Raw genomic sequence first — 26,053 nt, 5'->3', positions numbered from 1 at the left:
TCGCAAGGGCGTTAAAAGGGGTGGACGCCCACGGGGCTCGCGGGGGGCGGGCCGTAGCCCTCGGCGAGGCGCTGGTGGTAGGTCGCCCGGTCGATGACCTCCAGGCCGACGATCTCCCAGGGCGGCAGGCCCGCGCTCTGGCGGTGCTCGCCCCACAGGCGCAGGGCGACGGCGGCCGCGTCATGCAGGTCGCGGGCCTCCTCCCAGTACCGGATCTCGGCGTGGTCGACCGCGTATCTGCTGGTCAGCAGGAAGGGGTGGTCGTGGGCGAGCTGTTCGAGGGAGCGCCGGACCTTCTCGATCGGGGCCTCCTTGCCGGAGACGCTGAGGGTGACGTGCCACAGGCGGGGCAGTTCGGGGTCGGCCTTGTACCGGTCCCCGGCCGCGACGCTCGTCAGGGCCCGCTCCGGGCCGGTCGCACGGGAGCCCGCGGCACCGCGGGACGTCGACGCCCCAGGGCGCACTCGTCTCACGACGGCCTCCTTCACGCAAGGGCTCACACGGTGCATACACCGCGCACGAGCGGAACGTATCGCCGGGACAAAGTTGAGCAGGCCACAAGCTCGCGCGGGGCGGTTTTACGGAACGTCCACCGAGCAGGGCCGACGTTTCGCCCCATAAGGGGCGCGTCGGAGGGGGGTGCTGACGGACGTCCACAGGGCTGCGGGGCGCCCGCAGGCCGTCTGGAGGCCGCCGGTGAGCCGCCTGCGGGCCGTCCATGGTGTCCGCGCGGCTGCGGGACGAGCCCGGTCGTCACGACGTGCGGGACGAGCCGGTCCTCATGGCTGGAGGACGACCAGATCGTCCCGGTGGACGACCTCCCGCTCGTACTCGGCGCCCAGTTCGCGGGCCAGCTCCCGGGTGGAGCGGCCGATCAGCCGGGGGATCTCCCGCGCGTCGAAGTTGACCAGGCCGCGGGCCACCGCCCGGCCGCCCGCGTCGCGCAGCTCGACCGGGTCCCCGGCGCTGAACTCGCCCTCGACGGCCGCGATCCCGGCGGGCAGCAGCGACTTGCGGCGCTCCACGACCGCGCGCACCGCGCCGTCGTCGAGGGTGAGCGAGCCCTGCGGGGTGGAGGCGTGCTGGAGCCACAGCAGCCGGTCGGCTGAGCGCTTGCCGGTGGGGTGGAAGTAGGTGCCGGTGTCGGTGCCGGCGAGGGCGCCGGCCGCGCGGACGGCGCTGGTCAGCACGACGGGGATGCCGGCGGCGGCGGCGATCCGGGCGGCCTCGACCTTGGTGACCATGCCGCCGGTGCCGACGCCTGCCCTGCCCGCGCTGCCGATCTCGACGTCCGCCAGGTCCGCGGGGCCCCGCACCTCGGCCATCCGGGACGTGCCCGGCCGGCTGGGGTCGCCGTCGTACAGGCCGTCCACGTCGGACAGCAGCACCAGGAGGTCGGCGCGGACGAGGTGGGCGACGAGGGCGGCGAGGCGGTCGTTGTCGCCGAAGCGGATCTCGTCGGTGGCGACGGTGTCGTTCTCGTTGACGATGGGGAAGGCGCCCATCGCGAGGAGCTTGTCGAGGGTGCGGGAGGCGTTGCGGTGGTGGGAGCGGCGGCTCATGTCGTCGGAGGTGAGCAGGACCTGGCCGACACGGACGCCGTAGCGGGCGAAGGAGGCCGTGTAGCGGGCCACCAGCAGGCCCTGTCCGACGCTGGCGGCGGCCTGCTGGCGGGCGAGGTCCGTGGGCCGGCGCCGCAGCCCGAGCGGGGCGAGCCCGGCCGCGATGGCACCGGAGGAGACCAGCACGATCTCGCGCTCCCCGCCGCTGCGCACCTTGGCGAGTACGTCGACGAGGGCGTCGACCCGGTCGGCGTCCAGTCCGCCCGACGCGGTGGTCAGCGACGAGGAACCCACTTTGACGACGATCCTGCGGGCTTCACTCACGCCCTGCCTTGCCCCTGCCACCGTGGATTCTTTCCCCTCGTGCGCCTGCCTGCCCCGCCGGGCAATCTACGCGAAGGGACCTCCGGGCCGCGCGCCGGTCCACTCCCCGGGACACGGCGCGGGAGGCTCCGGCACGCTCGGCTCGGAAGGCTCGGAAGGCTCGGAAGGCTCGGAAGGCTCGGAAGGCCCGGGAGGCCCGGGAGGCCCGGGAGGTCCGGGAACGCGCATGCCGGACGCTTCGGCAAACGCGCGGCGCGGGACGTTCCGGCCATGTGCGGCACGGGACGCTCGGGAGCGCGCGGCGCGGGACGTTCGGGAACACAGTGCCGGACGCCCGGGAACGCGCCGCGCGGGACGCCGTGCGGGTGTGGCGCGGCGCGGGACGCAAGCCGCCAAAAGGTTGTACCGGTTGCCCGTAGAAATTAAATGGCGGGTAAATCTACGTTCGACGTTGTGTCACCCAAAGATCGCGACGTTCGCACCGCACCGTCCCTGAAGCGCGTCCTCCTCCGTTCGGGCAAGAGCCCCTACGACGCCGTCCCGGTGGAGGAGGCCCTGCACAGGGACGTGTTCGCCACCAACTCCGGCAACCTGATCTTCAGCGACGCCGCGCACAAGATCCTCCAGACGCCGCACACCGAGGTCGTCTCCAACGGCATCCGCACCGACATCGCGGCGGCGAGCCGGATCAACGAGGAGTACGACGCGTTCGTCGTGCCGCTCGCCAACGCCTTCCGCCCCTCGTTCGAGCCCCAGCTGAAGCGGCTCACTCGGCTCATCGAACGGTTGCGGATCCCCGTCGTCGTCCTGGGCGTCGGCGCGCAGACCGGGCTGAGCTACAACCCGGCCCGGCTCAAGCCCCTGGAGCCGTCGGTGCGCGCGTTCGTCTCCGCGGTGCTCGACCGCAGCGCCTCGATCGGGGTGCGCGGCGAGTTCACCGAGCAGTACCTGAAGGACATGGGCTTCCGTGACGTGGAGGTCATCGGCTGCCCGTCGCTGTTCCTGTACGGCAAGGACCTCACCGTGGACCGGCGGGTGCCGGCGCTCACCGCCGACTCCCGGATCGCGGTCAACGGCTCGCACAGCGCCGTACAGAAGCAGGGCATGGGGAAGATCATCGAGCGCGCCCACGCCCGCTACCCGCACCTGCGCTACATCGGCCAGAACCTCAGCGACGCCCGGCAGCTGCACTGGCGCGACCTGTCCGATCCGAACGCTTCCCTGACCGCGATGCCGACGCACCCCGACCACCCGATGTACCGGGAGGACAAGGTCCGCGTCTACATCGACCCGGTCACCTGGATCGACGACCTGCGCACCTTCGACTTCTCCTTCGGCTCCCGCATCCACGGCAACATCGCGGCCCTGCTGGCCGGCACGCCCGCGACGGTGCTGTGCGGCGACTCACGCACGCTGGAACTGTGCCGCTACTTCGAGATCCCGCACCGCCGGATCGACCAGCTGTCCGGCGACACCGACCCGGCGCGGCTGTACGAGGAGGCCGACTTCGGCGCGCTGACCGGCAACCACGCCCAGCGGTTCGAACGGTTCACGGGGTTCCTGGACCGCAACGGCCTGGAGAACACCTTCACCCACGGCGACAGCGGCGCGGCCTTCGACCAGCGCATACGGTCGCTGGAATTCCCGCCGGGCATCCGGCCCTGGAACGACACCGGCATCGACGCGCTCGGCGCGCGCCTCGGCTGGCTGAACAGCAGGGTCGTGGAACTGTCCGCGGACAACACGAGGCTGAAGCGGGAGCTGGCCCGGACCAGGACCGGCGCGCAGGCCGCCGCAGTGGCGCCGAAGACGGCCTCCGTGTACCGCAAGGCACGCCGTGTGGTGGGCCGCCCGCTGCGGCGAGCGCTGCAGGGAGGACGCCCCTAACACGTGGAGCAACTCCACGCGCCGGGTGCGGGGGGTGGGGGGACTGGAACCCAGGTGACGCCGAGACGTAAACTCCGCGTCACCTCCCAGGCATGTACACGCGCGTGTCGTCCGATGGCCGGCCGGCGTTAACCCTGGAGCACGTCTCACGACGACCCTGGAGTTTCCGCAGTGCCCCTACCCTCTGTCCTTCGGCGTCCCGGACGCCGGACCTCGATAGCCCGGACCTCTCCCGCGCCGGCCCCCGCGTCGCGGCGACGGCTGCCCAGCCCGCAGACCGTCGTCAAACTCTTCCTCGCGGCCGCCCCGGCCGTCGCCTTCGCCGCGCAGGCGCTGGCCGCCCTCCGCCCCCATCTGGGGCTGCTGGTGGCCGCGACCGTCGCGTCCCTCGCGGTCGAGGGCATCGTCTACCGCTGGCAGCGCGGCCTGCTGTCGCTGTTCGCCAAGGCCCACCTGGACGCCACCGTCCGGCATGTGCTGCGCGACCTGCTCCTCGTGGTCGGCCTGCTGCGCCTCGGCGAACAGGACCGCGAGACGCAGTACGCCGGGCTCCTCGTCGGGCTGCTGGTCTTCTACGGGCTGCACTGCGCCATCCAGGCGGTCTCCGTCCTGGTGCGCCGCAGCCGCACGCTGCCCGTCGTCACCCGCAACATCGACGCCTCGGCGCTGCGGCTGACCCCCCCGCCGCACCGCCTGCTGCGCCGCCCCGGTGAGCGGCTGCTGCTCCTCGGTCTGCCAGCGACCCTGGGGCTCCTGGTCACGGCCGCCGCCGACACCTCGCTCTACGCGGCGGGCGGTGTCGCGCTGTCCCTCGTCCTCGGACTGGCGGGCCTCGGCGCCCTCCTGGTGCGGCTGCTGCCGAGCCGTCGTCCGGCGGGCGAGCAGGAGACGCTCGACTGGTTCGACGCGTGGCTCGCGGAGTACCGGCCGACCGTCGGGCTGTACTTCTCCGGCGGGGCCTCCTCTGCCTATCAGGCCAACATGTGGCTGGAATCGATCGCCCAGCTGGACGGGCGGCCGATCATCGTGCTGCGCGAGCGGTTCATGGTCCAGAAGATCGCGGCGACGGACATCCCCATCGTCTGCCTGCCCAAGGTGGCCACGCTGATGCGCCTGGAGCACTCCACGCTCCAGGTCCTCATCCACCCGTCGAACTCCGGCAAGACCTCGCAGGTGGTGCGTATCCCCACGATCCGCCACACCTTCGTCAACCACGGCGAGAGCGACAAGCTGTCCTCCTGCAACCCGTACGCGAAGGCGTACGACGAGGTGTGGGTGGCAGGCCCCGCGGCGCGCGAGCGGTACGCCATGGCCGAGGTCGGCGTCGAGGACAAGGACGTCGTGGAGATCGGCCGCCCGCAGCTGGACGCGGTCCTGCCGTACGCGGGCCCGCCGGCCGGCGCCTTCACCACCGTGCTGTACGCCCCGACCTGGGAGGGCTGGGACGGCAACCCCGGCAACACCTCGGTGGTCGAGGCCGGCGAGAACCTGGTGCGGGCGCTGCTCGCCGACCCGGGCGTACGGCTGCTGTACAAGCCGCACCCGCTGACCGGGTCGGTCGACCCGCGCGCGGGCGCCGCCGACGAGCGGATCAGGGAGCTGATCCGGGCGGCGAACCGGGAACGCACCGGGCCGCGCCCCTCCGCCGACGCCGAGGCCGAGCTGGCGCGCCGCACGGGGGAACTGGACCGGCTCACCGTGACCGCGTTCCGGCCGGACGCCGACACCCTGGAGCGCATGTTGCTCCAGGGCACGCCCGAACCGGGCCGCGCGGACGCCGTGACCCGGGCGACGGCCGCCTGGGAGGAGGCGTACTGGGCGTCGCTGCCCGAGTGGGAGCACCAGATCGTCATCGCCGCCCGGCCCGCGCTGTACTCCTGCTTCAACCAGGCCGACCTGCTGATCAGCGACGTGTCCAGCGTGATCAGTGACTTCCTGGCGAGCGGGAAGCCGTACGCGGTGGCGAACACCAGCGGGATGGAGGAGGTCGCGTTCCGTGCGGCCTTCCCGACGGTGGTGGCGGCGACCGTGCTGACGCCGGACGCGGCCGGGGTTCCCGACCTGCTGCGGACGGTCCGCAACCCCGATCTGGACGACCTCGCCGAGGAGCGTGCCGCGCTGAAGGTGCGTCTGCTGGGCACGGCCGAGCCGTCGTCGCAGGAGCGGTTCAACGCGGCCACCCAGGCGCTGTGCGCCAAGGCCAGGGACCACCGGGCCCGCATGGCGGCGCGCCTCGCGGAGGACTTCCCCGGCCAGCGCCACGAGGAGATCACGTCTCGGCGGCCGTCCCTGCCGGCGTGACGGCCTCCGTCGGCATCCGGCGGCCCGGCGTCCGGCACGCCGGGCGAAGGAGCCCGGCGCGCCGCCCTCGCGGTAGCAGGGAGAGCCCCGGGCCTTCCCGCGGCGAGGCGAGATGGACGGTGCCGGGTATGGCCGCCCGGCGGTCACGGACGTACGGACAGGCAAGGTAGAGGCGGCGGCCCTTCTTCTCCAGGAGGGCCGCCGCCTCCTCTTTCCGCGCCGCGAAGCTCACCTCGGGCTGCGTCACGGACACATTCCCCTCGGCGCCCGCCCGCGCACACGGCGCCTGCCGCCCGTGTCTGCTGTTTCCCGCTTCCTGGACAGGTGGCCGGCGGCGGTGCCGGGTCGGGACGCCCGTGCATACGGCTAGAACGTCGAAGGGCCCGGTTTCCGGCACCCTCTCGTGAGAGAGCGTGCCGGAAACCGGGCCCCTTCGGCGGCCGGGCGGCCGGGCCTGTCAGCCCGCTGAGACGTCCGTGTCGCCCGACGCGGTCATCCGCTGCGCGGGCATCGCCTCGGCCAGCTCTCCCTCGTCCTCCGCCCCGGCGGCGACGCGCGGGGACACCTGGCCGACGTTGCGCGTCTCGGCCTTGGCCGAGAGGTTCGCGACGGCCGTGTTGAACTGGTCGATGGACGTCGGCTCGTCCGGGCCCAGCAGGTACTGCTTGAGCTCCTTGCGGTCCTCGGCCAGCGCGTCGCCGGCCGGGTCGCGGACGGCGGCCAGCAGCTCCTCGAGCTCGGCGGCGCTGTTGGACAGGATCACGGCGGCGCGCACCGCGGTGTTCTGCCGCTTGAACTCCTCGACGCCCAGCTCGGCGGAGTCCGTGACCGCGTACGGCTTGCCGCTGGCGATGAAGTCCGACACCACGCTGGAGATGTCGGAGACCATCGCGTCGGACACGTTGAAGCAGTCGTACAGGCGGGGCTGTGCGCCCGTGATGACGCGGTGCTCCCAGGCCGGGAAGGAGCGCCAGTAGGCGTCGTCCCATGCGGTGCGCAGCCGGGCGGTCTCCTCGTGCCGGGCCACGTCCAGCATGCCGTCCCGGGAGGCCTCGGCCTCGTCACCCTTCTCGGTGCGGCCGACGAGGGCGTCGAGGCGGGCCTCGATCCGGGCCAGCTCGGCCCTGGCGGCGGTCTCGGCGGCCGGATCGGCGGTGAAGCGCGGGTCGGCGGCCCGCTCGGCGGCGGCCCGCGTGACCAGTTCCGTGATCCGCTGGTGGGCGGCCTTGGCGAGCGGGCTGCGGGTGCCGGTGAACGGGTGCGGCTTGTACAGCACGCGGACCGGCGGGTCGGCGGTCACCAGGCGCCGCACGATGTTCTCGCCGGCCAGCAGGATGGAGGTGTTGCCGGGGTTGTCGTCCCAGCCCTCCCAGGTCGGCGCGTACAGCACGGTGGGGACGGTTCCCTCGGGTGCCGGGCCCTGCCGGGTCCGGATCGGCGCGAGCTGCGGACGGCCGACCTCCACGATGTCGTCGTCACGGACGCCGACGTCGGCGATGGCGTAGCGGTCGCGGCCGGCGCGGCCCGCCGTCCACACCTCGTCGTAGACCTTGCTGTACGGGTTGACGCTGGCGAGTTTGTCGCTGTCCCCGTGGCCGATGAAGACGTGCTTCATGGTGGGCACGCGCAGCAGGTGGATGTTCTTGCCGACGTTCGCCGCGTACAGCGCGACCCGCACCGTGGACAGGTCCATGTTCATCAGGTGCACCCCTCCGGGCACGCAGATGACGGGGACCGTGGTGGGCGCGAGGTTGGTCAGCATGGCGCGCTCGCGGAGGATGATCAGCGGCCTGGTGTCCAGCTGCTCCATCGTCTCCAGCCACATGTTGACCTGGTACGCGGAGTCCTTGGACCCGGAGAAGTACAGCACCGTCTCCGGCTTGTACACGGCCAGCCAGTCGTCGACGGCGTCGAGGACGAACTCGGCCCGCGGCGGGATCCGGGTGCTGCGCACGAACGGCAGCAGCAGGGCGACGTACGTCACGGCCAGCGCCATGGTGATGCCGATGCCCACGAAGCCGGGCACGGACGTCTCCAGGCCCGCGGCGATCATGATGCCGGTCACCGCGAACAGGTCGAGGTGGAGCATCTTCTCCACGGAGCGGTGCAGCAGCCCGCGCGGCGGGGCGTCCGGGATGCGGATGCGGGCGGTCAGGTCGACGTTGCGGGTGGCGACCGGCATCCGGCGGCGGCTGCGGATCAGCGTGACCAGGGCGCCGTGCGGTGCCTGCAGGCCGTAGAAGGCGATGAAGCACGCTATGGCGCCGTAGTAGATCAGGTTGTCCGCGAGGGACAGCCGGGCCAGCAGCAGGATCAGCAGCAGCTGACGGATCAGGAAGCGGATCGACAGACCGGCCCGCACCTTGCTGAGCCGGTTGACCAGGTAGCTGCCCTTGTGGTGCAGATAGTGGTCCGCCAGGTACGTCACGGCAGCCGCGGCAGCGAAGGCGGGAACGCTCGGAACGATCGCGGCCAGCATGAGCGCCGGGAAGCCCAGCGTCATGAGGGCCGCCGCGGCCAGCTCGGCCGCGCTGCCCACGCGAGCGACGCGAATAGCGGTGGATATCACGGAGAACCTGCTCTGAGAGGGGTGCCGGTTGTCTGAGCCGAGAACGTCCGGAAAAGCCCCGGTGAACGCCCGGGAAATTCACGGACTCAGGCCTCTGTGAATGCTCCGCGAACGAGCAGCCACAGAGGCCTGAATATCAGAAGGCTATGAGGAGTTGATTATGCCACGCCGTCCTGACGGTCAAGAACGCTGGCCAGGGCCTGTTCGAATCCCGAGGCCTTGCCCGCCGCCGCCGTGGGGTCCTGCTGGCGAACGTCGATCACGTGCCCGGTCAGCTCGGACAGCAGCACGTCGAGCGACGTCCGCGCCACGGCCTCGGAGGACAGCAGACTTCCTTGGGGCTCCTGGCCGAAGGCCTTGGTGCGCATCGGCGTGGCCGTGCGCTCGGGATTCACGCAGTTCACCCGGACGCCGTCGCCGGCCCACTCGTCCGAAAGCGCCTGAGTGAGGTTCACCATGGCGGCCTTGGTCGAGGAATACAGGCTGTATTCGGCGCGGCCCCGCGTGTAACTGCTGGAGGTGTACAGCAGCAACTGACCCTTGGTCTCGGCCAGGTATTTGTAGGACGAGCGGGCGATCTGCACCGGGGCCAGGTAATTGACCTTCAATGCCTCCTCGATGGTGGCGTTGTCGGTCTCGGCCAGTTTGCCGATGCGCAGCACGCCCGCGGTGTTGACGACGAAGTCGACGCGGCCGGTCTCGGAGTACGCCTTGGACAGCGCGTCGTCGACCTCCTCCGGGTTCTCCACGTGGGTGCCGGTGGTGGAGCGGCCCAGCGCGTAGACCGTGGCGCCGTAGGAGCCGGCGAGTTCGGCGATGTCCTTGCCGATGCCGTAGGAGCCGCCGAAGACGACCAGGGTCTTGCCGGTGAGCAGCTCGCGGTAGGCCTCCTCGCCGTTCTGCTCGGGCGTCGCCGTGGAGGCCAGCTGGAACAGCTTGTCGGCGATGAAGACGTCGACGGGCTGGGTGACCTTCATGTTGTACTCGTCACCCGCGACGACGTGGATCGGCACGTCGGGCAGGTACCGGAGTACGACGCTGCAGTCGTCCGTGGCCTGGAAGTTGGGGTCGCCGGCGGCGACCTCGTAGGCGCGGCGGATCGTGGACAGCTTGAAGGCCTGCGGCGTCTGGCCGCGGCGCAGCCGGGCGCGGTCGGGGATCTCGGTGATGAACTCGCCGTCCTCGCCGTGCGTACGCGTGACGATGATGGTGTCCGCGGACGGGATGGCGACGTCGACGGCCTGGTAGCGGTCCAGCGCGGCGACGCAGTCGTCGATGACGCGCTGCGACAGCAGCGGGCGCACGGCGTCGTGGAAGAGGACGTTGAGGTCCTCGCCCTCGCCGAGGCCCTCGCGCAGCGCCGAGATGGCACGCTCGGTGGTCTCGTTCCGTGAGGCGCCGCCCTCGATGACACGGGAGACCTTTCGGAATCCGGCCTTGGCGACGATCTTCTCGACATCGGGCACGTAGCCCGGCGTCATCAGCACGATGACGTCGTCGATCGAGTCGGCCTTCTCGAAGGTGGTCAGGGTGTGCTCGATGACTGCCTTGCCGGCGATCTTCAGCAACTGCTTGGGAATCGAAAGACCCACGCGCTGACCGGTACCGCCCGCCAGGATCACTGCGGTGGTACGGGGCTTGGCTATGTGCTGGGACACAGGTGACCTACCTTGGGACGACAGGGAACCTGGAAATGGTCCCACTTGTGGTTACCGCAATGCAAGGTGACTGTCCTTCGCTGCAAATGTGCGTGCCATCTGCCATTCACCTCGCACTCCTGATGATGCCGAGTTTTCTCCGTGAACGGGCGTAGCCACCTCCGGGAAAATGCTGTGAGTAACTCCACAGGAGTAGGCCTGTCGCACTGGGTGACGCCGTGTCGACTCGGCACTGCCGCGGTAGTTTCGTAGGACAGCAGTACTTCGACGCATTCACGGGCTCCTTCGACGCGGCCCGACGAACCGTACGCGCCTTTCGTCGCTCCGTGTGCCGGGCGGGGCGCCCGCCGCATCGCACCGAGCGTTCCACACCGCCTCTGAGCAGGAACATCGAGCCGGGCGGGTGGGGGAATCCTCACGCCTCCGCAGCGGATTCTCAGCTGTTCTTCATCCTTATGACCGCACTGCCGTCCACGCTGTGAATACGGAACGCCCGAAGGGTCTTTGCCGCGGAATTGCTCGTTCCGGTGCTGCGGCAATTCAGTCTCGGCCAAGGAGAACACGCCGGAAACGGGCAGCGAGAAGCGATGTGGCGGCGCCGACGAGCACGCCGCGGCCGCCAGGAAGCGGCGCCGTCCGGGCGATCCGGCCCCGGTCATCGGCGAACCCCCCTGACCCGCGGGCCTCTTGGATCCCCCGACGTCACGCGTCCGGGCGGTCCACCGGCCGCACACCGGGGTGCACGTGCATGACAGACAGATGACAAGAGGAGCTCCTCGTGGTGGGGGACCGACGCGGCCGAGCCCACGAGTCCGTCGAGAGGCGGACGGGGACGGGGGCCGCGCACTGGCTCGGCGCGGGCCGGGTACGGCTCGGTACCCGCCTGCTCCGTACCGGCTGGGTGCCGGCTCGGTACCGGCCGGCTCGGTGCCGGCTCGGCTCTGAACCCCGTACTGCCGACAGCACGGGCCCGGTACGGGCTCAGTACGCGAAGCCCAGGCCGAGCCGGGCGTTCGTGCCCGTCGTGCCGAGCACCGAGTGGCCGAACACGGTCGTCGCGTTCGGCGTGACCACCGTCGTCGGTCCGGACCGGAAGTACCACACCGACCCGGCGTCGGCGTTCTCACCCGGTGCGCCCACGGCGAGATCCGCGAACCCGTCGCCGTTGGCGTCGGCGAGGTGCAGGGACCGGCCGAAATAGTCGTTGCGCTCGGCCGAGCCCGGGACGTTCGCGGTGTCCTGCGTGACCGTCTGGGCGCCGGTGCTGCCCGGGCCCGTGGCGCTGCCGCGCAGGACGACGACCGCGCCCGCGTTCATGATGTCGCCCAGGTCCTCGCCGTACACGCCGGTGACGATGTCCGCGAGACCGTCGCCCGTCACGTCCGCGACCTGGACGTCCGTGCCGAAGGCGTCGTCGGTCTCCGCCGTGCCGGGCACGCCCGCGCTGTCCTGGTTGAGGAGCTTGGCGCGGGTGCCGTCGGGGCCGGACGCGGAGCCCGGGATCCAGCTGATCATGCCGCCCTTGGCGAGCGGGGTGTCGAGGTCGCTGTCGTAGCCGTCGACGGCGCGGCCGGCCACGATGTCGTCGCGTCCGTCGCCGTTCACGTCGCCCAGGGCAAGGTTCTCGCCCTGGAACCGGCGGCCGTCGGCGCCGCGCACCACGACGTGCGCCGCGAGACCGTCCGGGCGGCCCTGCCAGTACACGACGCGCCGGGCGTCGTACTCGTCGCCGTCGTTCTCCGTGGCCGCGAGGTCCGTGACGCCGTCACCGTTCACGTCGCCGGAAGCCAGGTCGAGGATGCGGCTGTCGAACTCGTCGCGGACGATCTGCTCGCCGCTCGCCGCGCCGTCCCGCCCGAACGGGCCCTTCAGCAGGCGCAGATCGTGCGCGTTCTGAACGACGGCCACGTCGGGGGCGCCGTCGCCGTCGACGTCCCCGGCCGTGAGGCGGCCGTGGGCGCCGAGACCGTCGTACTCCCGGCCCCTGGCGAGCGTCGTCGCGCCGGACAGGCCCTCCGGTCCGCCCCAGACGACCTCGATCAGGCCGGCGTCGGTGCCCTCTTCGGTGTCTTCGCGGGCCACGCCGACGACGAGGTCCGCGTAGCCGTCCCGGTCGACGTCGGCGGTGGTCAGGGCGCTGCCGAACTCGTCGTCGGTCTCGGCGCCGCCGGGCACGCCCGCCGTGCTCTGGCTGAACACCTGCTTCGTCGTGGTGTTCAGGCCGTTCGCCGAGCCGTACAGCACGGCGACGAAACCGGCGCCCTGCCGACCCGAGACGGTGGCGGTGGGCGCCGCGACCGCGAGGTCGGCGTAGCCGTCACCGTTGAAGTCGTCGTGCAGTCCGGCGGTCGTGGCGGGCCCCGCCTGTGCGGCGGGGGTCGCGGCGCCCAGCGCGGCGAGCAGCCCGACGGCCACCACCGAAGCACGCCGTCCTCTCGGCCGTACGGACCCCCGCGGACGCGGGGCGTGGCGGGACTGCGGCGACAGGGACACGTCGACTCCGGGACACTGGACGGCGGTTGAGCCCGGAACGTGCATCTCCGGACCGCCCAGTACGACTCGCCGGCGGGCCAGAGGGTTGCCCGGCGGCATGCCGGGACTTCCCCCGCCCTTCACACGGCCACGCGCATCCCGGCCCTCAACCCCCGGGGCCCGGCCGCCGGCCCGGCCGCCGGCGTCTGTCAGAACGGCTCGAAGCCGTCGAACTCCTGGTCCGCCTCGTCCCGCTCCGCCTGCCGGTCGCGACGCCGCTGCGCCGCGGGCCGGGCCGCGTCCAGCCGGTGGTCCTCGCCGCGCCGTCCGAGCATCTCGGCGCCGGCCATGACGGTCGGCTCCCAGTCGAAGACGACCGCGTTGTCCTCGGGGCCGATCGCGACGCCGTCGCCGGTGCGGGCACCGGCCTTGAGCAGGGCGTCCTCGACGCCGAGCCGGTTGAGGCGGTCGGCGAGGTAGCCGACGGCCTCGTCGTTGTTGAAGTCGGTCTGGCGGACCCAGCGTTCGGGCTTCTCGCCGCGCACCCGGAACAGTCCGTCGTCCTCGAGGGTCACCGTGAAGCCGGTGTCGTCCACGGCCTTGGGCCGGATGACGATGCGCGTCGCCTCCTCCTTCGGCTTCGCGGCGCGCGCCTTGCCGACCAGGTCGCCGAGCGCGAACGACAGCTCCCTGAGCCCGATGTGCGCCACGGCCGACGCCTCGAAGACACGGTAGCCGCGGGCCTCCAGGTCGGGCCGCACCATCTCGGCGAGATCCTTGCCGTCCGGCACGTCGATCTTGTTCAGTACGACGATCCGGGGCCGCTTGTCGAGGCCGCCGTACTGCCGCAGTTCCTCCTCGATGATGTCGAGGTCGGAGACCGGGTCGCGGTCGGACTCCAGGGTGGCGGTGTCCAGGACGTGCACGAGGACGCTGCACCGCTCGACGTGCCGCAGAAACTCCAGGCCCAGGCCCTTGCCCTGGCTGGCGCCCGGGATGAGCCCCGGCACGTCGGCGATCGTGTAGACGGTCGAGCCGGCGGTCACCACGCCGAGGTTCGGTACGAGCGTCGTGAACGGGTAGTCGGCGATCTTCGGCTTGGCGGCGCTCAGCACCGAGATCAGCGACGACTTGCCCGCGCTCGGGTAGCCGACGAGGGCCACGTCGGCGACGGTCTTCAGCTCCAGCACGATGTCCTGGAGGTCCCCGGGCTCACCGAGCAGCGCGAAGCCCGGCGCCTTGCGGCGCGCGGAGGCCAGCGCGGCGTTGCCGAGGCCGCCCCTGCCGCCCTGCGCGGCGACGTACGAGGTGCCGTGGCCGACGAGGTCCGCGAGGACGTTGCCCGCCCTGTCGAGGACGACCGTGCCGTCCGGAACCGGCAGGATCAGGTCCTGACCGTCCTTGCCGGACCGGTTGCCGCCCTCGCCGGGCTTGCCGTTGGTGGCCTTGCGGTGCGGGGAGTGGTGGTAGTCCAGCAGCGTCGTGACGGACTGGTCCACGCTCAGGATCACGTCGCCGCCCCGGCCGCCGTTGCCGCCGTCCGGTCCGCCGAGCGGCTTGAACTTCTCACGGTGGACGGAGGCACAGCCGTGGCCTCCGCTACCCGCGGCGACATGCAGCTCGACGCGGTCCACGAAGGTGGTCATGGGATGTGCCTCCAGTTACGTACGCGAAGTCTTACGTGAGTGTCTCTAGGGTGCTGCGCTTCTGCGCAACACGCGAAAGGCGGACCCACTTCCCCGGAGGGAGGTGAGGTCCGCCTCGCGAAAGCTTCCGGTCAGCCGACCGGAACGATGTTCACGACCTTGCGACCGCGGCTGGTGCCGAACTCCACCGCACCGGCCTGCAGCGCGAACAGCGTGTCGTCGCCGCCACGGCCGACGCCCGCGCCCGGGTGGAAGTGGGTGCCGCGCTGGCGGACCAGGATCTCGCCCGCGTTGACGACCTGACCGCCGAAGCGCTTCACGCCGAGGCGCTGAGCGTTGGAGTCGCGACCGTTACGGGTGGACGATGCGCCCTTCTTGTGTGCCATCTCTCCTCAGTCCCTTACTTCGCAGCCGCGGGGATCTCAGTGACCTTGATCGCCGTGTACTGCTGGCGGTGGCCCTGACGACGGCGGTAGCCGGTCTTGTTCTTGTAGCGCAGAATGTCGATCTTCTGGCCCTTGTGGTGGTCCACGACCTCGGCCTGGACCTTGATGCCGGCCAGCACCCACGGGTCGCTGGTCACAGCGTCGCCGTCGACAACGAGCAGGGTCGAGAGCTCGACCGTGTCGCCAACCTTGGCGGTGGAAATCTTGTCAACCTCAACGATGTCGCCGACAGCAACCTTGTGCTGGCGACCACCGCTGCGCACGATGGCGTACACGCGGATCTCACTCTCTCGCTCGGGAACGGCACCCCCGAAGTCCAGCTGCCCGACAACGGACGGCCTCTCCCGGCCAACCCTGTGACTGGGAGGAAGAGGTTTACGGGGATGTGGCGTACACATGGACACGCCGACGGTCCAGGCTACGGTGACCGGCCTGAGGGGTCAAATTGGGCCCCTCGACAGAAAGCGCGGGTCCCGGGGTGATCGGGATCCCGCGCTCACGCCTATCAGGCCGGGGCCCAGCGGTGCCGGGCCGGTCCAGGGCCGAAGGCCGAGGACCGGCCCGGCCGGTCCGCCGTGTCAGTCCTCCGTGGAGGCGGTGACCGAGGACGGCGCCTGCTGCTCGGCCGCCGCGGTCTTCTTCGACGCCGCCTTCTTGGCGGGCGACTTGGTGGTCTTCGTCGCCGCCTTCTTGGCCGTCGTCTTCTTCGCGGCCGTCTTCTTGGCCGCGGTCTTCTTGGTGGCGGCCTTCTTCGCCGTCGCCTTCTTGGCGACCTTGCGGGCCGCCTTCTTGGCAGGGGCGTCGTCACCCTCGACGACGGCCTCACCCTCGACGGCGGTCGGGCCCTCACCCTCGACAGGCGCCTCGGCGGGCTCCCCCGCCGGCGTCGACGGGACGACCACGACGGCCGTCTCCTCGGACGCGGTGGGCGTCGTGGGCTTGCGTACGGCACGGCGCCTCGGACGGGCCGGGGCGGCGCTCTCCGCGGGCACCTCGGGCTCCGCCGCGACGGGCTCCGTCTCCGTCTGCGGCTCGGACACCGGGGCCGGCTCGGACACCGTCACCACGGAGGCCTCGGCGCCCGCGGGCGAACCGGCCGGCGCGGTGGCCTTCCGGGTCGCGCGGCGGCGCGTACGGCCCTTGGGCGCGGCGTCGTCGGCGGGCCGGGACTCGGCCTGCTGCGGGGCGCCGGAGACGGCGTCCTCGACGGCCGCGGGCTCGGCCAGCGCCTCGGCGGCCGACTCCGGCTGCACCGGACGCTCGGCCGCCTCCGCGGCGGTCACGTCCTGCGCGGTCGGCGCCTTTGCCCTCACCGGTTCGGGGGCGGGCTCGGTGCGGACCGACTCGCCGCGCGGCGCGCCCGCCGGGGCGGACGCCCTGCGGCTCGCCCGGCGGCGCGAACGACCCCGGCCGGCCGCGGCCTCCGCCTCGGCGACGCTGCTGTACAGCTCCTCGTCCGGCGTGAAGTCCGGCTCGGGAAGCGCCACCGGCTCGGCGGCCTCGGCGACGACCTCGGCCTCGCTCTCCGCCTCCTCCTCGGCGGTCTCCACGGCGGCGGCCTCGTGCTCGTGCGGCTGCTCGGCACCGGCCCGCGAGCGCTTCTTGCGCTTGCCGCCGCCCCCGCTCGCGCTCGGCTGGTCGAGGTGGACGATGACACCGCGGCCGTTGCAGTGCACGCAGGTCTCGGAGAACGACTCCAGCAGGCCCTGACCGACCCGCTTGCGGGTCATCTGGACGAGTCCCAGCGAGGTCACCTCGGCGACCTGGTGCTTCGTACGGTCCCGGCCCAGGCACTCCAGGAGGCGGCGCAGCACCAGGTCCCGGTTGGACTCCAGCACCATGTCGATGAAGTCGATGACGATGATCCCGCCGAGGTCGCGCAGCCGGAGCTGGCGCACGATCTCCTCGGCCGCCTCCAGGTTGTTCCTGGTGACCGTCTCCTCGAGGTTGCCGCCCTGGCCGGTGAACTTGCCGGTGTTGACGTCGATGACGACCATCGCCTCGGTCCGGTCGATCACCAGCGAACCGCCGCTGGGCAGCCAGACCTTCCGGTCCAGCGCCTTGGCGAGCTGCTCGTCGATCCGGTACGTGGCGAAGACGTCGACCTCGGAGGTCCACTTGGAGAGGCGGTCCGCAAGGTCGGGCGCGACGTGCGACACGTACCCGTGGATGGTCGACCAGGCCTCGTCGCCGCTGACGACGACCTTGGAGAAGTCCTCGTTGAAGATGTCGCGGACGACGCGGACGGTCATGTCCGGCTCGCCGTAGAGCAGCGTGGGGGCGTTGCCGCTCCTGGCCTTCTTCTTGATGTCCTCCCACTGCGCCTGGAGCCGCTCGACGTCGCGGCGCAGCTCGTCCTCGCTCGCGCCCTCGGCGGCGGTGCGCACGATGACGCCCGCGTCCTCGGGGACGATCTTCTTGAGGATCGTCTTCAGCCGGGCACGCTCGGTGTCGGGCAGCTTGCGGCTGATGCCGGTCATCGAGCCCTCGGGCACGTACACGAGGTAGCGGCCCGGCAGGGAGACCTGGCTGGTGAGGCGGGCGCCCTTGTGACCGATGGGGTCCTTGGTGACCTGCACGAGCACGGACTGGCCGGACTTGAGCGCGGACTCGATGCGGCGCGGGCCGCCCGACATGCCGAGCGCCTCGAAGTTGACCTCGCCCGCGTACAGCACGGCGTTGCGGCCCTTGCCGACGTCGATGAAGGCGGCCTCCATCGACGGCAGGACGTTCTGCACCTTGCCGAGGTAGACGTTGCCGACGTACGACGTCGACTGCTCCTTGTTGACGTAGTGCTCGACGAGCACGTTGTCCTCGAGGACGCCGATCTGCGTGCGGTCGCCGTGCTGGCGGACGACCATCACGCGCTCGACGGCCTCGCGCCGGGCCAGGAATTCTGCCTCGGTGATGATCGGCACGCGGCGGCGGCCCTGCTCGCGGCCCTCGCGGCGGCGCTGCTTCTTCGCCTCCAGACGCGTGGAGCCCTTGATGGACTGCACCTCGTCGGACGGCTCGGCGGCCTTGCGGGGCTCGCGGACCTTGACGACGGTGCGCTCGGGGTCGTCGGAGGTGACGTCGACGTCGCCTCCACCGTCCCCGGCGCGACGCCTCCTGCGGCGCCGGCGACGGCTGCTGCTGGAACCGCTCTGGTCGTCGCGGCCGCCGGAGGACTCGGCGTCGGACTCCTCGGCGTCCTCTTCGGCCTGCTCGGCGGTGTCGTCGGCGTCCTGCGCGACCGTGTCCTCGGCGTCGGCGCCCTCGCCGGACTCGGAGAACTCGCTGTCGGCGGACTCGCCGCGGCGACGGCGGCGGCCGCCCCGGCGACGGCGGCGGCGCGAGCCGGTCTCCTCGGAATCCTCGCCGTCGGCGTGGTCCTCGGCCGACTCGTCGGTGTCCTCGGACTCGTCCTCGGCGGCAGGGGTCTCGGCGACCCGGCTCTCCGTGGCCCGGTTCTCGGTCTCCTCGGCGGCCGCGCCGCGACGGCGGCGCCTGCGACGCGACGCGGCGGGCTGCTCCTCCTGGAACGCCTCGGCCTCGTCCGTCTCCTCGGCCTCCGCGGGCTCCTCGCTCCCGTTCGCCTCGGCGGCGGCTTCGGCCGCGGCACGCTCGGCCGTCTGGAACTGCGGCTCGGTGAACACCGGCGGCTGGAACACGGCGACCGCGGGACGCGCCGGACGGCGACGACGCGGCTCGGCCTCGCCGGACGCCGGGCCGGACTCGGGCGACGACGTCGATGCCGACGCGGATGCGGGCACCGACGCGGTGGGCTCGGCCTGCGGCGCGGCGAAACCGGCGGCGGCCTTGCGGACGACGCGACGCCTGCGACGCGGGGCGGCGGCCTCCTCCGCGTCGGCGGAGGCCCCGGAGGCAGCCGTCTCGGCGGCAGCGGGGGCAGGGGCCTCGGCGTCAGCGGTCTCGGCGGCGGGCGCCTGCTGCTCCTCGGCGGCGGCCGTCTCGCCTGCCGCCTCCACGGCCTCGGCCTTCGCGGCGCGGCCACCGCGGCGTGACTTCCGGGCCGCCTTCTCGCCCTTCAGGGCCTTGCCGGTGGACTCGTCGGCACCGGTGGCTTCCGCCGCACCGCCGGTCGTCGCATCCGTCGTGCTCTCGTCACCAGCGGTCACCGGCGCCTCCGTGGTCTCGGGCGCCCCGGCGGGCGCGGACACCCGGCGCGTGGCGCGGCGCCGGGTACGACGCGGAGCCGCCTCCTCGGCGCTCTCCTCGCTCTCCTCGGCGCCGTCACTGATCCGGCCGGCGCCGGTGTCGGCGCTCTGCGTCACGGGCGCGCCGTCCTCGGCCTCCACGGAGGGCGCGGCCGGTACGACGGTCTCGGCCACTTCGGCGGCGGCCGGTGAGCCGGCGGGCGCGGAGGCCCGGCGCACGGCACGGCGACGCGGACGGCCACCGGAGGCGGCCTCGGCGACCGCAGCGGTTTCCGCGGCTTCCGGTGCCTGAGGCTCCTGGGCGGTGTCCCCCGCGGCCTCGGCGACCTCGTCGCTCTCGTCGACCGCCGCGGTCTCTTCCTCGACGGCGGCCGGTATGGCCGGGGCCACGGTCTCCGCCGGGGTGTCGGAGGCGCCGGCGGGCGGACCCGCCGGGCGGGACGCGGCACGGCGCCGACGGCGCGGCGGCAGGGTGTCGCTGGGGGTGTTGTCGGGTTCGGAACCCTCGATGGGTTCGGTCGGCTCGAGCATGCGGGCGTTTCTCCCGTCAGGCTCCCGGGCGCCGCGCCTGGTCCGGCGATACCGGTGACGTCCGCGGCTCGCGCCATGCGCGTGTGCCGCCGTCCGGGGCGCGGGCGCCGCTCGGGAGCTCTCTGTGTCCTGTCTCGCCGGTTCCGTACGCCGAATGCGCACGGCCTGGCGAAAGTCTTCTGTGTCGGTGCGCTGCCCGACCCAGGTGGCTCCCGAGTTCGAGGGCGGCGCTTTCGACGTCCGTCCTTACGCGGAACCTTCCGGCGTCGGCGCCGTCGCGGCGGCAGTGGCGGCGGCCTCGTGGGGCTCGGTCGCTGCTGCCTCGCGGTCGGGCGCGAGCGGGTCGGTCACCGTGCCGGTCTCTTCATCGAACAGCCCCTGCGCCAGCCTGGTCACCGCTGCGGGGACCGGCGGCGCCAGGTCGGCCACGGCGCGAAGACCGGACAGGACGTCGTCGGGTCGAACGGCAGGCGTCACGTGCCGAACAACCAGCCGCAGTATCGCACAGGGCCGGTCACTCGGCCTATCAGCCGGTGAACTGTGCGTTTCCACGCTCTCCAGGCTCGCGACCGCGGACCTGGCGTCGAACGTGCGCACGCCGTTCTTGGTCAGGCGCTGCACCTCGACGGTCTCGGCGCCGTTGAACGCCTTGACCGCGCGGGCGGCGTCGGCCGGGTCCACGCCGTCCAGCCGCAGCTCCCACACGGAGCCCGTCAGCCGGTCGGCGAGCCCCGAGGTCCGGGCCTCGACCGCCTCGACGACGTCGAGCCCGGTGGGCAGCGACTCGTCGAGGAGGACGCGCAGCTTCTCCGGATCCCGACGCTCGGTGAGCGCGATCTCCAGGTACTCCCCCTCACTGCCCGTGCCGGTGGGTGCGGCATTGGCGTACGACACCTTCGGGTGCGGCGTGAACCCCGCCGAGTACGCCATCGGTACCTCGGCACGGCGCAACGCACGCTCGAAGGCGCGCTGGAAGTCACGGTGGCTGGTGAACCGGAGGCGGCCGCGCTTGGTGTATCGCAGTCGGATGCGCTGCACCGCGGGTGCGGGCGGCGGGCCTTCGGGCTGTCGCTTGCCCAGTGTCGTTCAGTCCTTCGTGAGAGCGGTCGTACTGCTACCAAGAGTACGTGCGCCGGGCCCGGACAGTTCCCGGCCGTCCGTCGGCGGGGTGTGCAGGGGCGCGCCGAAGAGCGCGCGGCGCAGGTCGGCGCGGGTCTGGCGCGCGGAGTCGCGGGCCGCGGCGAGAACCTGCCGGGCGGTTCGTCCCACCTGTCGTGCGGCGGCCGCCGCGGGCCGCAGGACCGCGTCCCGTACGGCGTGGCCCAGTGGGGTGAGGAGCGAGCGGTACACCCAGCGCACCGGCTCGACGACGATCCGACGGAAGACGGCCGCGAAGAAGCGGCCGACGGCGAGGGAGATCCGTCCGGCGATCCGCCAGGCATGCCCGAGCGCGTCCAGGATCTCTCGCCCTACCAGGGCGAGGAAGCGTCCGACGGGTGCGAGGATCCAGCGCCACAGGGCGAGGGCGGGCAGCACGAGCAGCACCCGGGTGATCCCGTACAGGCAGAACCCGATTCCCGCGAGGATGCGCCCCACGCACCACACCAGAGCGCTCACGCACCACACGACGGTGCGGCCGACGGGGGCGAGCACCCACCTGTACAGCCACAGCGCGGGCACGACGACGAGATACCGCACGAGCCGGGCCAGGGCGCCGACGATCCCGGCCACGAGCACGGCGAGCACGGCGCCGGCACCCTTGAGCAGCCACACGAGCGCCCGCCCGAAAGGCGTCAGCACGCGTGCGTCCATCCACGCGAGCCCGGCCGCCACACCCCGGAGCAGCCGTACGAGCCCCTGCCCGAGGGGTGTGAGCAGATGCCGGTACAGCCACACCGCGGGCACGGCGACGAGTGCCCTCGCGAGCCAGGCGAGTGCGCGCCCCGCCGGCACGGCGACATACCGCCACAGCGCGACGAGGGGCCACACGAACACCGCCCTCCCCAGCCACAGCAGTGCCCGTCCGACGGGGCGCAGCACGGCGTCGTTCAGGAACCGCCCGCAGACGACCAGGACGTCCCACACCATCCGCACCGGCACGACCAGGACGAGCACCACGATCCGCACCGGGATGCGGACCGCCGCGACGAGACAGCCGTCGCCCGCCGGTGCTCCCGGCTTCTCCAGATCCATACCGTTGTAGACGCGTCGGCGGCCCGTCCGGCTCCCGCCCCGCGCAAACCCCTCGCCCGACCGCGCGCCTCACAGGTACAGAACAGACGAAAATATGAATTCCCGAGTTGCCTATCAGCACATGGAATCTCTTTCCCAAAGAAATTCTCTGTGCAACCGTTCACCCGAATGCCGCGCATCCAAGTGAACGAGGCAGCGTTAGTGCATATATGACGAAGGCGAGCCCACCTGGGCCTACTGATGCGGGCCTCAGCGAAAACAGCGTTTCTGCATCGCACGTCACCGTACCGCGCCGTCCGGATTCTTTTCACACCATTCAGCAGTGGGAGTCCGCGTCGGCATGAATGACGAACGCTTCGACCATCTCTGGTACACCGCCGACCTGTCGGATTCCTACGACGAGACCGGCGCCGACAGACCCCGGGTCACCGGCGTGTACACGGAACCGGTGGAACCGTCCTTCCCCGTCTGGGACCCCGCCGAAGAACTGGCCTACCTGCTCCAGGAGGCTCACAACAAGGAATACGGCGCGGGTGTGCCGTACCCCCGCGCGGAGGCACCGGTCACCACTGTTCCCACAGGCAGCCCTCCGCATAACCTCCAGGACGACACCGAGGAACGGCCTCCCCTGCGCAAGGGCCGGCCGGACCACCGGAAACACACCATGCGAAAACGCCCGGACGTGGTGCGAGTCGCCAGTTACGTCATGGCGGTCCTGGCAGCCGTCACCGTCTCCATGGTCGGCGTCTTCAGCTGCATGGTCACCTACGAGCCGCTGCTCCTCGTCACCACGGCGCACCACGCGGGCGGCGCGTCCGGGTGGTGGCCCCTGCTGGTGTACGGGCCCTGGACCGCGGGGTCCCTGTCCGTCCTGCGCGCCGCGCTGCTGCAGCGCCGCGCCGTGCACTCGTGGTTCGTCGTCCTGCTGTTCTCCTCCGTCGCGGTGCTGCTCTGCGTCCTTCAGGCGCCCCGGACGGTCGCCGGCACGGCCGTCGCCTCGCTGCCGGGAATCGCCGCGGTGACGTGCTTCCAGCAACTCGTCCGCCAGATCACCCTGACCCGACCGCCCCGCCGATCCGCACCACGCCACCGACAGCGCCCCGACGAGCGGCCCGCGATGCCCGTACAGCCCCCGGACCAGTACCCGGACTGAAGCCGCCGGACCGCACCCCGAACGGGGCGAGGCCCCCCGGACAGGGAGGGGCCTCGCCCCGTTCACGCATCAGGGTCCTGCTTCCGCCGGCCGGCCCGCACGGACGACCGGGGCACCTTGCGGAGGCTCATCCTCTGCGAGTCGTCCAACCAGGAGTCAGACCGTCACCGCCCAGTTCGACGGAAAGCATGCTGCGGAAGGGATTCGCCAGGTCACGCACCTTGCGGTTCGCATTCCGGTACCCGAACGACAAGGCGGCGGCCATCGCCACCACACCGGTCGACACCGGCTTCCACCCCGACCATGCGATGGCAAGATCGAAGGAGAGGAACAGGTAGCAGGGGACGAAGAACAGGATCGACAGACCAATGAGGAGCTCCGCGGTTTCCGAGGAGTACTCGATCATTCGATCCCGAAGAGTCAGAACGAGCCACAGAACGGAGGAGGCGAAGAACGTAAAACTGGCGAGCCCCGCCGCACTCGCCACGAAATCATGCACGGGAGGGATCAAGCGTGACTGATAGGAGAAACCAACGGCCAGGGCACGTGTGGCGGCCAGGACATAGAGCAGAAGCAGGACAACGAATGTTGCCGACTTCAGGACCAACTTCAGTTTGACCGGCGGCTTCGGAGGAGGAGTGAGTGCAGCTTTCCACAGATCCTTGGTCAGCGGATCACTCACGTTCTTGGGCAGGACCAGCCGAAAGATGATGAGACTCTCCACTTCCCGTGGGAGCATCTGCGCGAGGTGGCAGTAGATATTGGGAAGATGCCGATGCTTACGGAATATCTCGGCGAACTGATCCCGACGGGCCTGGCCGTTCAACCCGGTGATCCAGTTGTGGATCCGCTGCCCGTCGAAGATGTGCAGGCTCTGGCGGAGGTTCCTTGGGATGGCGTCCTGGTTGTAGCGATGACGCTCGATCCCCAAAGCCGCCAGGGGGGTGCCGATTCGCCGGTCGATCATTCTGACTTCGATGGGCTCGTCCGCGATGGGCGGGGTGGGCACGCAGCCCTCCATGCGGTCCATACATCCCCGCAGATGCCCACCGTCCAACAGGAACGCCACACGCCCGGCGATCAGTTGGAGCGATTTTGATTCCTCGGTGCTGTCCCAGACCCACTCATAAACCTCTGACGATTCAGGCGTCTCACACTCCCGCAGGGCCTCTTCCACGTCGGGGACGCGTAATTGTGAAGCGATCAGCCACGCTGCACGGCGGGCCACGGGGGAAGTGACCCACAGGAGAGAAGCCAGCTCGGTCGCCGCCGCCGGAGTGCCTATTCGACCCAGGGCGTCAATGGCCCAGATTTCTTGCCGCCCCTGCGCGGACCGGGCAAGTTGCGGGATCGCGATTTCACCCATGGAACGCAAAGCCGCCCGAGCGCCCGCACGACGGTGGTCGTCCTCTCCGAGTTCACTCAGATGGGCTGCCGCTTCCTGCCGATCTGACGCCGCCAGGGCAAGCACGGCGGCGCTCTGACGTTCCGAGGGTGCTTCCCAGGTGATTCTGCGGAGGAGTTCGAGTGTTTCGTTTCCGCGTGGGGTGTTGTTGGCCGCCAGGGCACCGAGCGCGTTGATGATGGCCAGGCCCTCAAGTCCGCCCAGGTCGAGGCGGTCCAGGAAGTAGTTGATGATCTCCTCTGCCAGACCCGCATCGACTGAAGTCGTGTCGGAGAGGCTCTCCAACGCGAGAATCTTCCCGTCAAGACTGCCACCGTGATAGACGGAGGAGATCAGTGAGGTGCAGTCGACACTGGCGACGGCACACCAGAACTTGACCACCTCGCGCCATGCATGGGGGTCGCTGTGGTAACTGGCGATCAGGCTGCCCGGCGAGTCGTGGAGCGCCTGCGCCGTGAGGAATTCCTGCAGGGTGAGGTGGGCGAAGCCGTACTGGCTTCGCAGGCTGTCCAAGGGGCGCAGCACCTGGCTCCGGTCGACGATCTCGTCCATGAGCGGCACCACATGATGATTCTCGAGATCAAAGTCGGGGAGCATCGCGCGAATGATGGATTCCACACTGGCGCCGGATATCGAAAGACGATCCTCACGTTCCGCCGGGGCTTCGTGCATGGCACGAGCGATACGTTGCAGGACCAGCAGTTTTCTGTTGCCGTGGTAGTTCGAGATTGCACTGCTCCTGCCGAGCTGCCTGTCACGGTCGAGCAAGTGGGAGATGGCTGCGCGGTAGAATCCGGCGCGAGAATTGGGCAATGGCCCGAACGCTTCTACGCGGTCACCCGACTGGAGGTAAGCGATGATCGTCAGCAACAGGGGGCGCCTGGCGATCCTCATGAGGTCCCGGTTGCTCCGCAGCGAGGCGATCACGCGGTTGACGTTCAGCGAATCTTCCGCTTTGTTCCAGTTGCTGAGGAACCGCCGCATCGATGCGTCATCGAACTCTGCAATGCGCGCCGTGTAGTCGAATTCAGGACTCAGCTGCCCGTCATACACCGCGGTGCGGCATGTGACGATCATGGAGCATTCCGCGTGAGTCCTCGAAAACTCTCGCAACTCCCTCTCGACTCGTTCGCGATCATCTCTGCCGACTTCGTCGAGGCCGTCGAAGAATATACGCAGCCGGCCGGCGGAGAGCATCTTGTCCACGAGCGAAGGGGCGCCGCTCACGTTGGCCTGACTGAACTCGGCAACGATGAAGTCTCGAATGCTGTCACGAGAAACGTTGCACTTGTGCAGGCTGACGATCACCGGAACCTGGCTGTCGTCCCCCTTCTCCAGCCACCGAAGAATTTCCGACTTCAGCAGAAGGGACTTACCGGCCCCCGGCTCCCCCAGAACGATGATGCGAGAGCTGTTGCGCAGGGTCTCACTCATGTCCGCGCGTTCAGTGCCCATGGCAGACTGCAGAGGGACGTACACACGGCGAACATCGACATTTGCCGTGTCGAATCCCAGAGGATGCTTCGCATGCCACTTCTCGGCCCTCTCGCGATAACGTCGAAGCTGCCTTCCTCCGACCCTCCGCACCGCACTTCTCCGGTGGAAGATGGCAACGACCGAGCGTGAAGCGAAACCTTTCATGAGCTCGCTGAAGTAAGCGGCAAAAAGGAAGATCAGCACGAAGACTGCCGCAGCCGTACCGACGCCGTACGGGAGAACCTTGTCAAATTGAGACCCCACGGGGAA

General features: G+C 70.7%; 15 protein-coding genes. 3 read left to right on the top strand and 12 right to left on the bottom strand.

Annotated features, from left to right (window positions below):
- Nucleotides 1-11 precede the first annotated feature (11 nt).
- Together ABZ354_RS03045 and proB are read right to left on the bottom strand one after the other, a co-directional pair.
- Complete coding sequence (locus ABZ354_RS03045; RefSeq protein ID WP_358652331.1) at nucleotides 12-473, bottom strand: hypothetical protein; 462 nt, start codon at nucleotides 471-473, stop codon at nucleotides 12-14.
- Between the two features lie 306 nt (nucleotides 474-779).
- A complete protein-coding gene (proB, locus tag ABZ354_RS03040) occupies nucleotides 780-1,907 on the bottom strand; it encodes a glutamate 5-kinase (RefSeq protein ID WP_358652329.1) in 1,128 nt (375 codons plus the stop codon).
- A gap of 471 nt (nucleotides 1,908-2,378) precedes the next feature.
- On the opposite strand from proB, the gene ABZ354_RS03035 reads away from it, so the two are divergent.
- A complete protein-coding gene (locus tag ABZ354_RS03035) occupies nucleotides 2,379-3,773 on the top strand; it encodes a polysaccharide pyruvyl transferase family protein (protein WP_358653120.1) in 1,395 nt (464 codons plus the stop codon).
- A 261-nt stretch (nucleotides 3,774-4,034) separates the two neighbouring features.
- Nucleotides 4,035-6,074, top strand: a complete 2,040-nt coding sequence (locus ABZ354_RS03030) for a hypothetical protein (RefSeq protein ID WP_358653118.1) — start codon at nucleotides 4,035-4,037, stop codon at nucleotides 6,072-6,074.
- Nucleotides 6,075-6,531: 457 nt separating this feature from the next.
- Here ABZ354_RS03030 and ABZ354_RS03025 read toward each other — a convergent pair whose 3' ends face one another.
- The 9 genes from ABZ354_RS03025 to ABZ354_RS02985 all read right to left on the bottom strand — a co-directional run bounded on the left by ABZ354_RS03025 (nucleotide 6,532) and on the right by ABZ354_RS02985 (nucleotide 21,749).
- Nucleotides 6,532-8,613 (bottom strand): hypothetical protein, encoded by a 2,082-nt coding sequence (locus tag ABZ354_RS03025; RefSeq protein ID WP_358652327.1) that lies wholly within the window; start codon nucleotides 8,611-8,613, stop codon nucleotides 6,532-6,534.
- 188 nt (nucleotides 8,614-8,801) lie between these two features.
- Nucleotides 8,802-10,301 (bottom strand): bifunctional cytidylyltransferase/SDR family oxidoreductase, encoded by a 1,500-nt coding sequence (locus ABZ354_RS03020; protein ID WP_358652325.1) that lies wholly within the window; start codon nucleotides 10,299-10,301, stop codon nucleotides 8,802-8,804.
- A gap of 981 nt (nucleotides 10,302-11,282) precedes the next feature.
- Nucleotides 11,283-12,719, bottom strand: a complete 1,437-nt coding sequence (locus ABZ354_RS03015) for an FG-GAP-like repeat-containing protein (protein WP_358652324.1) — start codon at nucleotides 12,717-12,719, stop codon at nucleotides 11,283-11,285.
- 263 nt (nucleotides 12,720-12,982) lie between these two features.
- Nucleotides 12,983-14,419 (bottom strand): GTPase ObgE, encoded by a 1,437-nt coding sequence (gene obgE, locus ABZ354_RS03010; protein WP_358652322.1) that lies wholly within the window; start codon nucleotides 14,417-14,419, stop codon nucleotides 12,983-12,985.
- A 131-nt stretch (nucleotides 14,420-14,550) separates the two neighbouring features.
- A complete protein-coding gene (gene rpmA, locus ABZ354_RS03005) occupies nucleotides 14,551-14,805 on the bottom strand; it encodes a 50S ribosomal protein L27 (RefSeq protein WP_358652320.1) in 255 nt (84 codons plus the stop codon).
- Nucleotides 14,806-14,819: 14 nt separating this feature from the next.
- Nucleotides 14,820-15,140: a 50S ribosomal protein L21 gene (gene rplU, locus ABZ354_RS03000; RefSeq protein ID WP_004931419.1), complete on the bottom strand. Its 321-nt coding sequence runs from the start codon at nucleotides 15,138-15,140 to the stop codon at nucleotides 14,820-14,822.
- Nucleotides 15,141-15,443: 303 nt separating this feature from the next.
- Complete coding sequence (locus ABZ354_RS02995) at nucleotides 15,444-19,556, bottom strand: Rne/Rng family ribonuclease (protein WP_358652318.1); 4,113 nt, start codon at nucleotides 19,554-19,556, stop codon at nucleotides 15,444-15,446.
- A gap of 246 nt (nucleotides 19,557-19,802) precedes the next feature.
- The gene (locus ABZ354_RS02990) at nucleotides 19,803-20,594 is read right to left on the bottom strand and encodes a TIGR03936 family radical SAM-associated protein (protein WP_358652316.1); all 792 of its coding nucleotides are present in this window, start codon (nucleotides 20,592-20,594) and stop codon (nucleotides 19,803-19,805) included.
- 48 nt (nucleotides 20,595-20,642) lie between these two features.
- Nucleotides 20,643-21,749: a hypothetical protein gene (locus ABZ354_RS02985; protein WP_358652314.1), complete on the bottom strand. Its 1,107-nt coding sequence runs from the start codon at nucleotides 21,747-21,749 to the stop codon at nucleotides 20,643-20,645.
- A gap of 340 nt (nucleotides 21,750-22,089) precedes the next feature.
- Between ABZ354_RS02985 and ABZ354_RS02980 the strand changes: the two genes are divergently transcribed.
- On the top strand, nucleotides 22,090-22,902 hold the full coding sequence (locus ABZ354_RS02980; protein WP_358652312.1) for a hypothetical protein: 813 nt from the start codon (nucleotides 22,090-22,092) through the stop codon (nucleotides 22,900-22,902).
- A gap of 127 nt (nucleotides 22,903-23,029) precedes the next feature.
- On the opposite strand, the gene ABZ354_RS02975 is transcribed toward ABZ354_RS02980, so the two are convergent.
- Nucleotides 23,030-26,047, bottom strand: a complete 3,018-nt coding sequence (locus tag ABZ354_RS02975) for an NACHT domain-containing protein (RefSeq protein WP_358652310.1) — start codon at nucleotides 26,045-26,047, stop codon at nucleotides 23,030-23,032.
- Nucleotides 26,048-26,053: the final 6 nt, after the last annotated feature.

This window comes from Streptomyces sp. NPDC005925 (assembly GCF_040638805.1).
Classification (GTDB): Bacteria; Actinomycetota; Actinomycetes; order Streptomycetales; family Streptomycetaceae; genus Streptomyces.
Note: the sequence above shows the minus strand (reverse complement) of the source record. Positions and strands in the feature narration are given on the sequence as shown.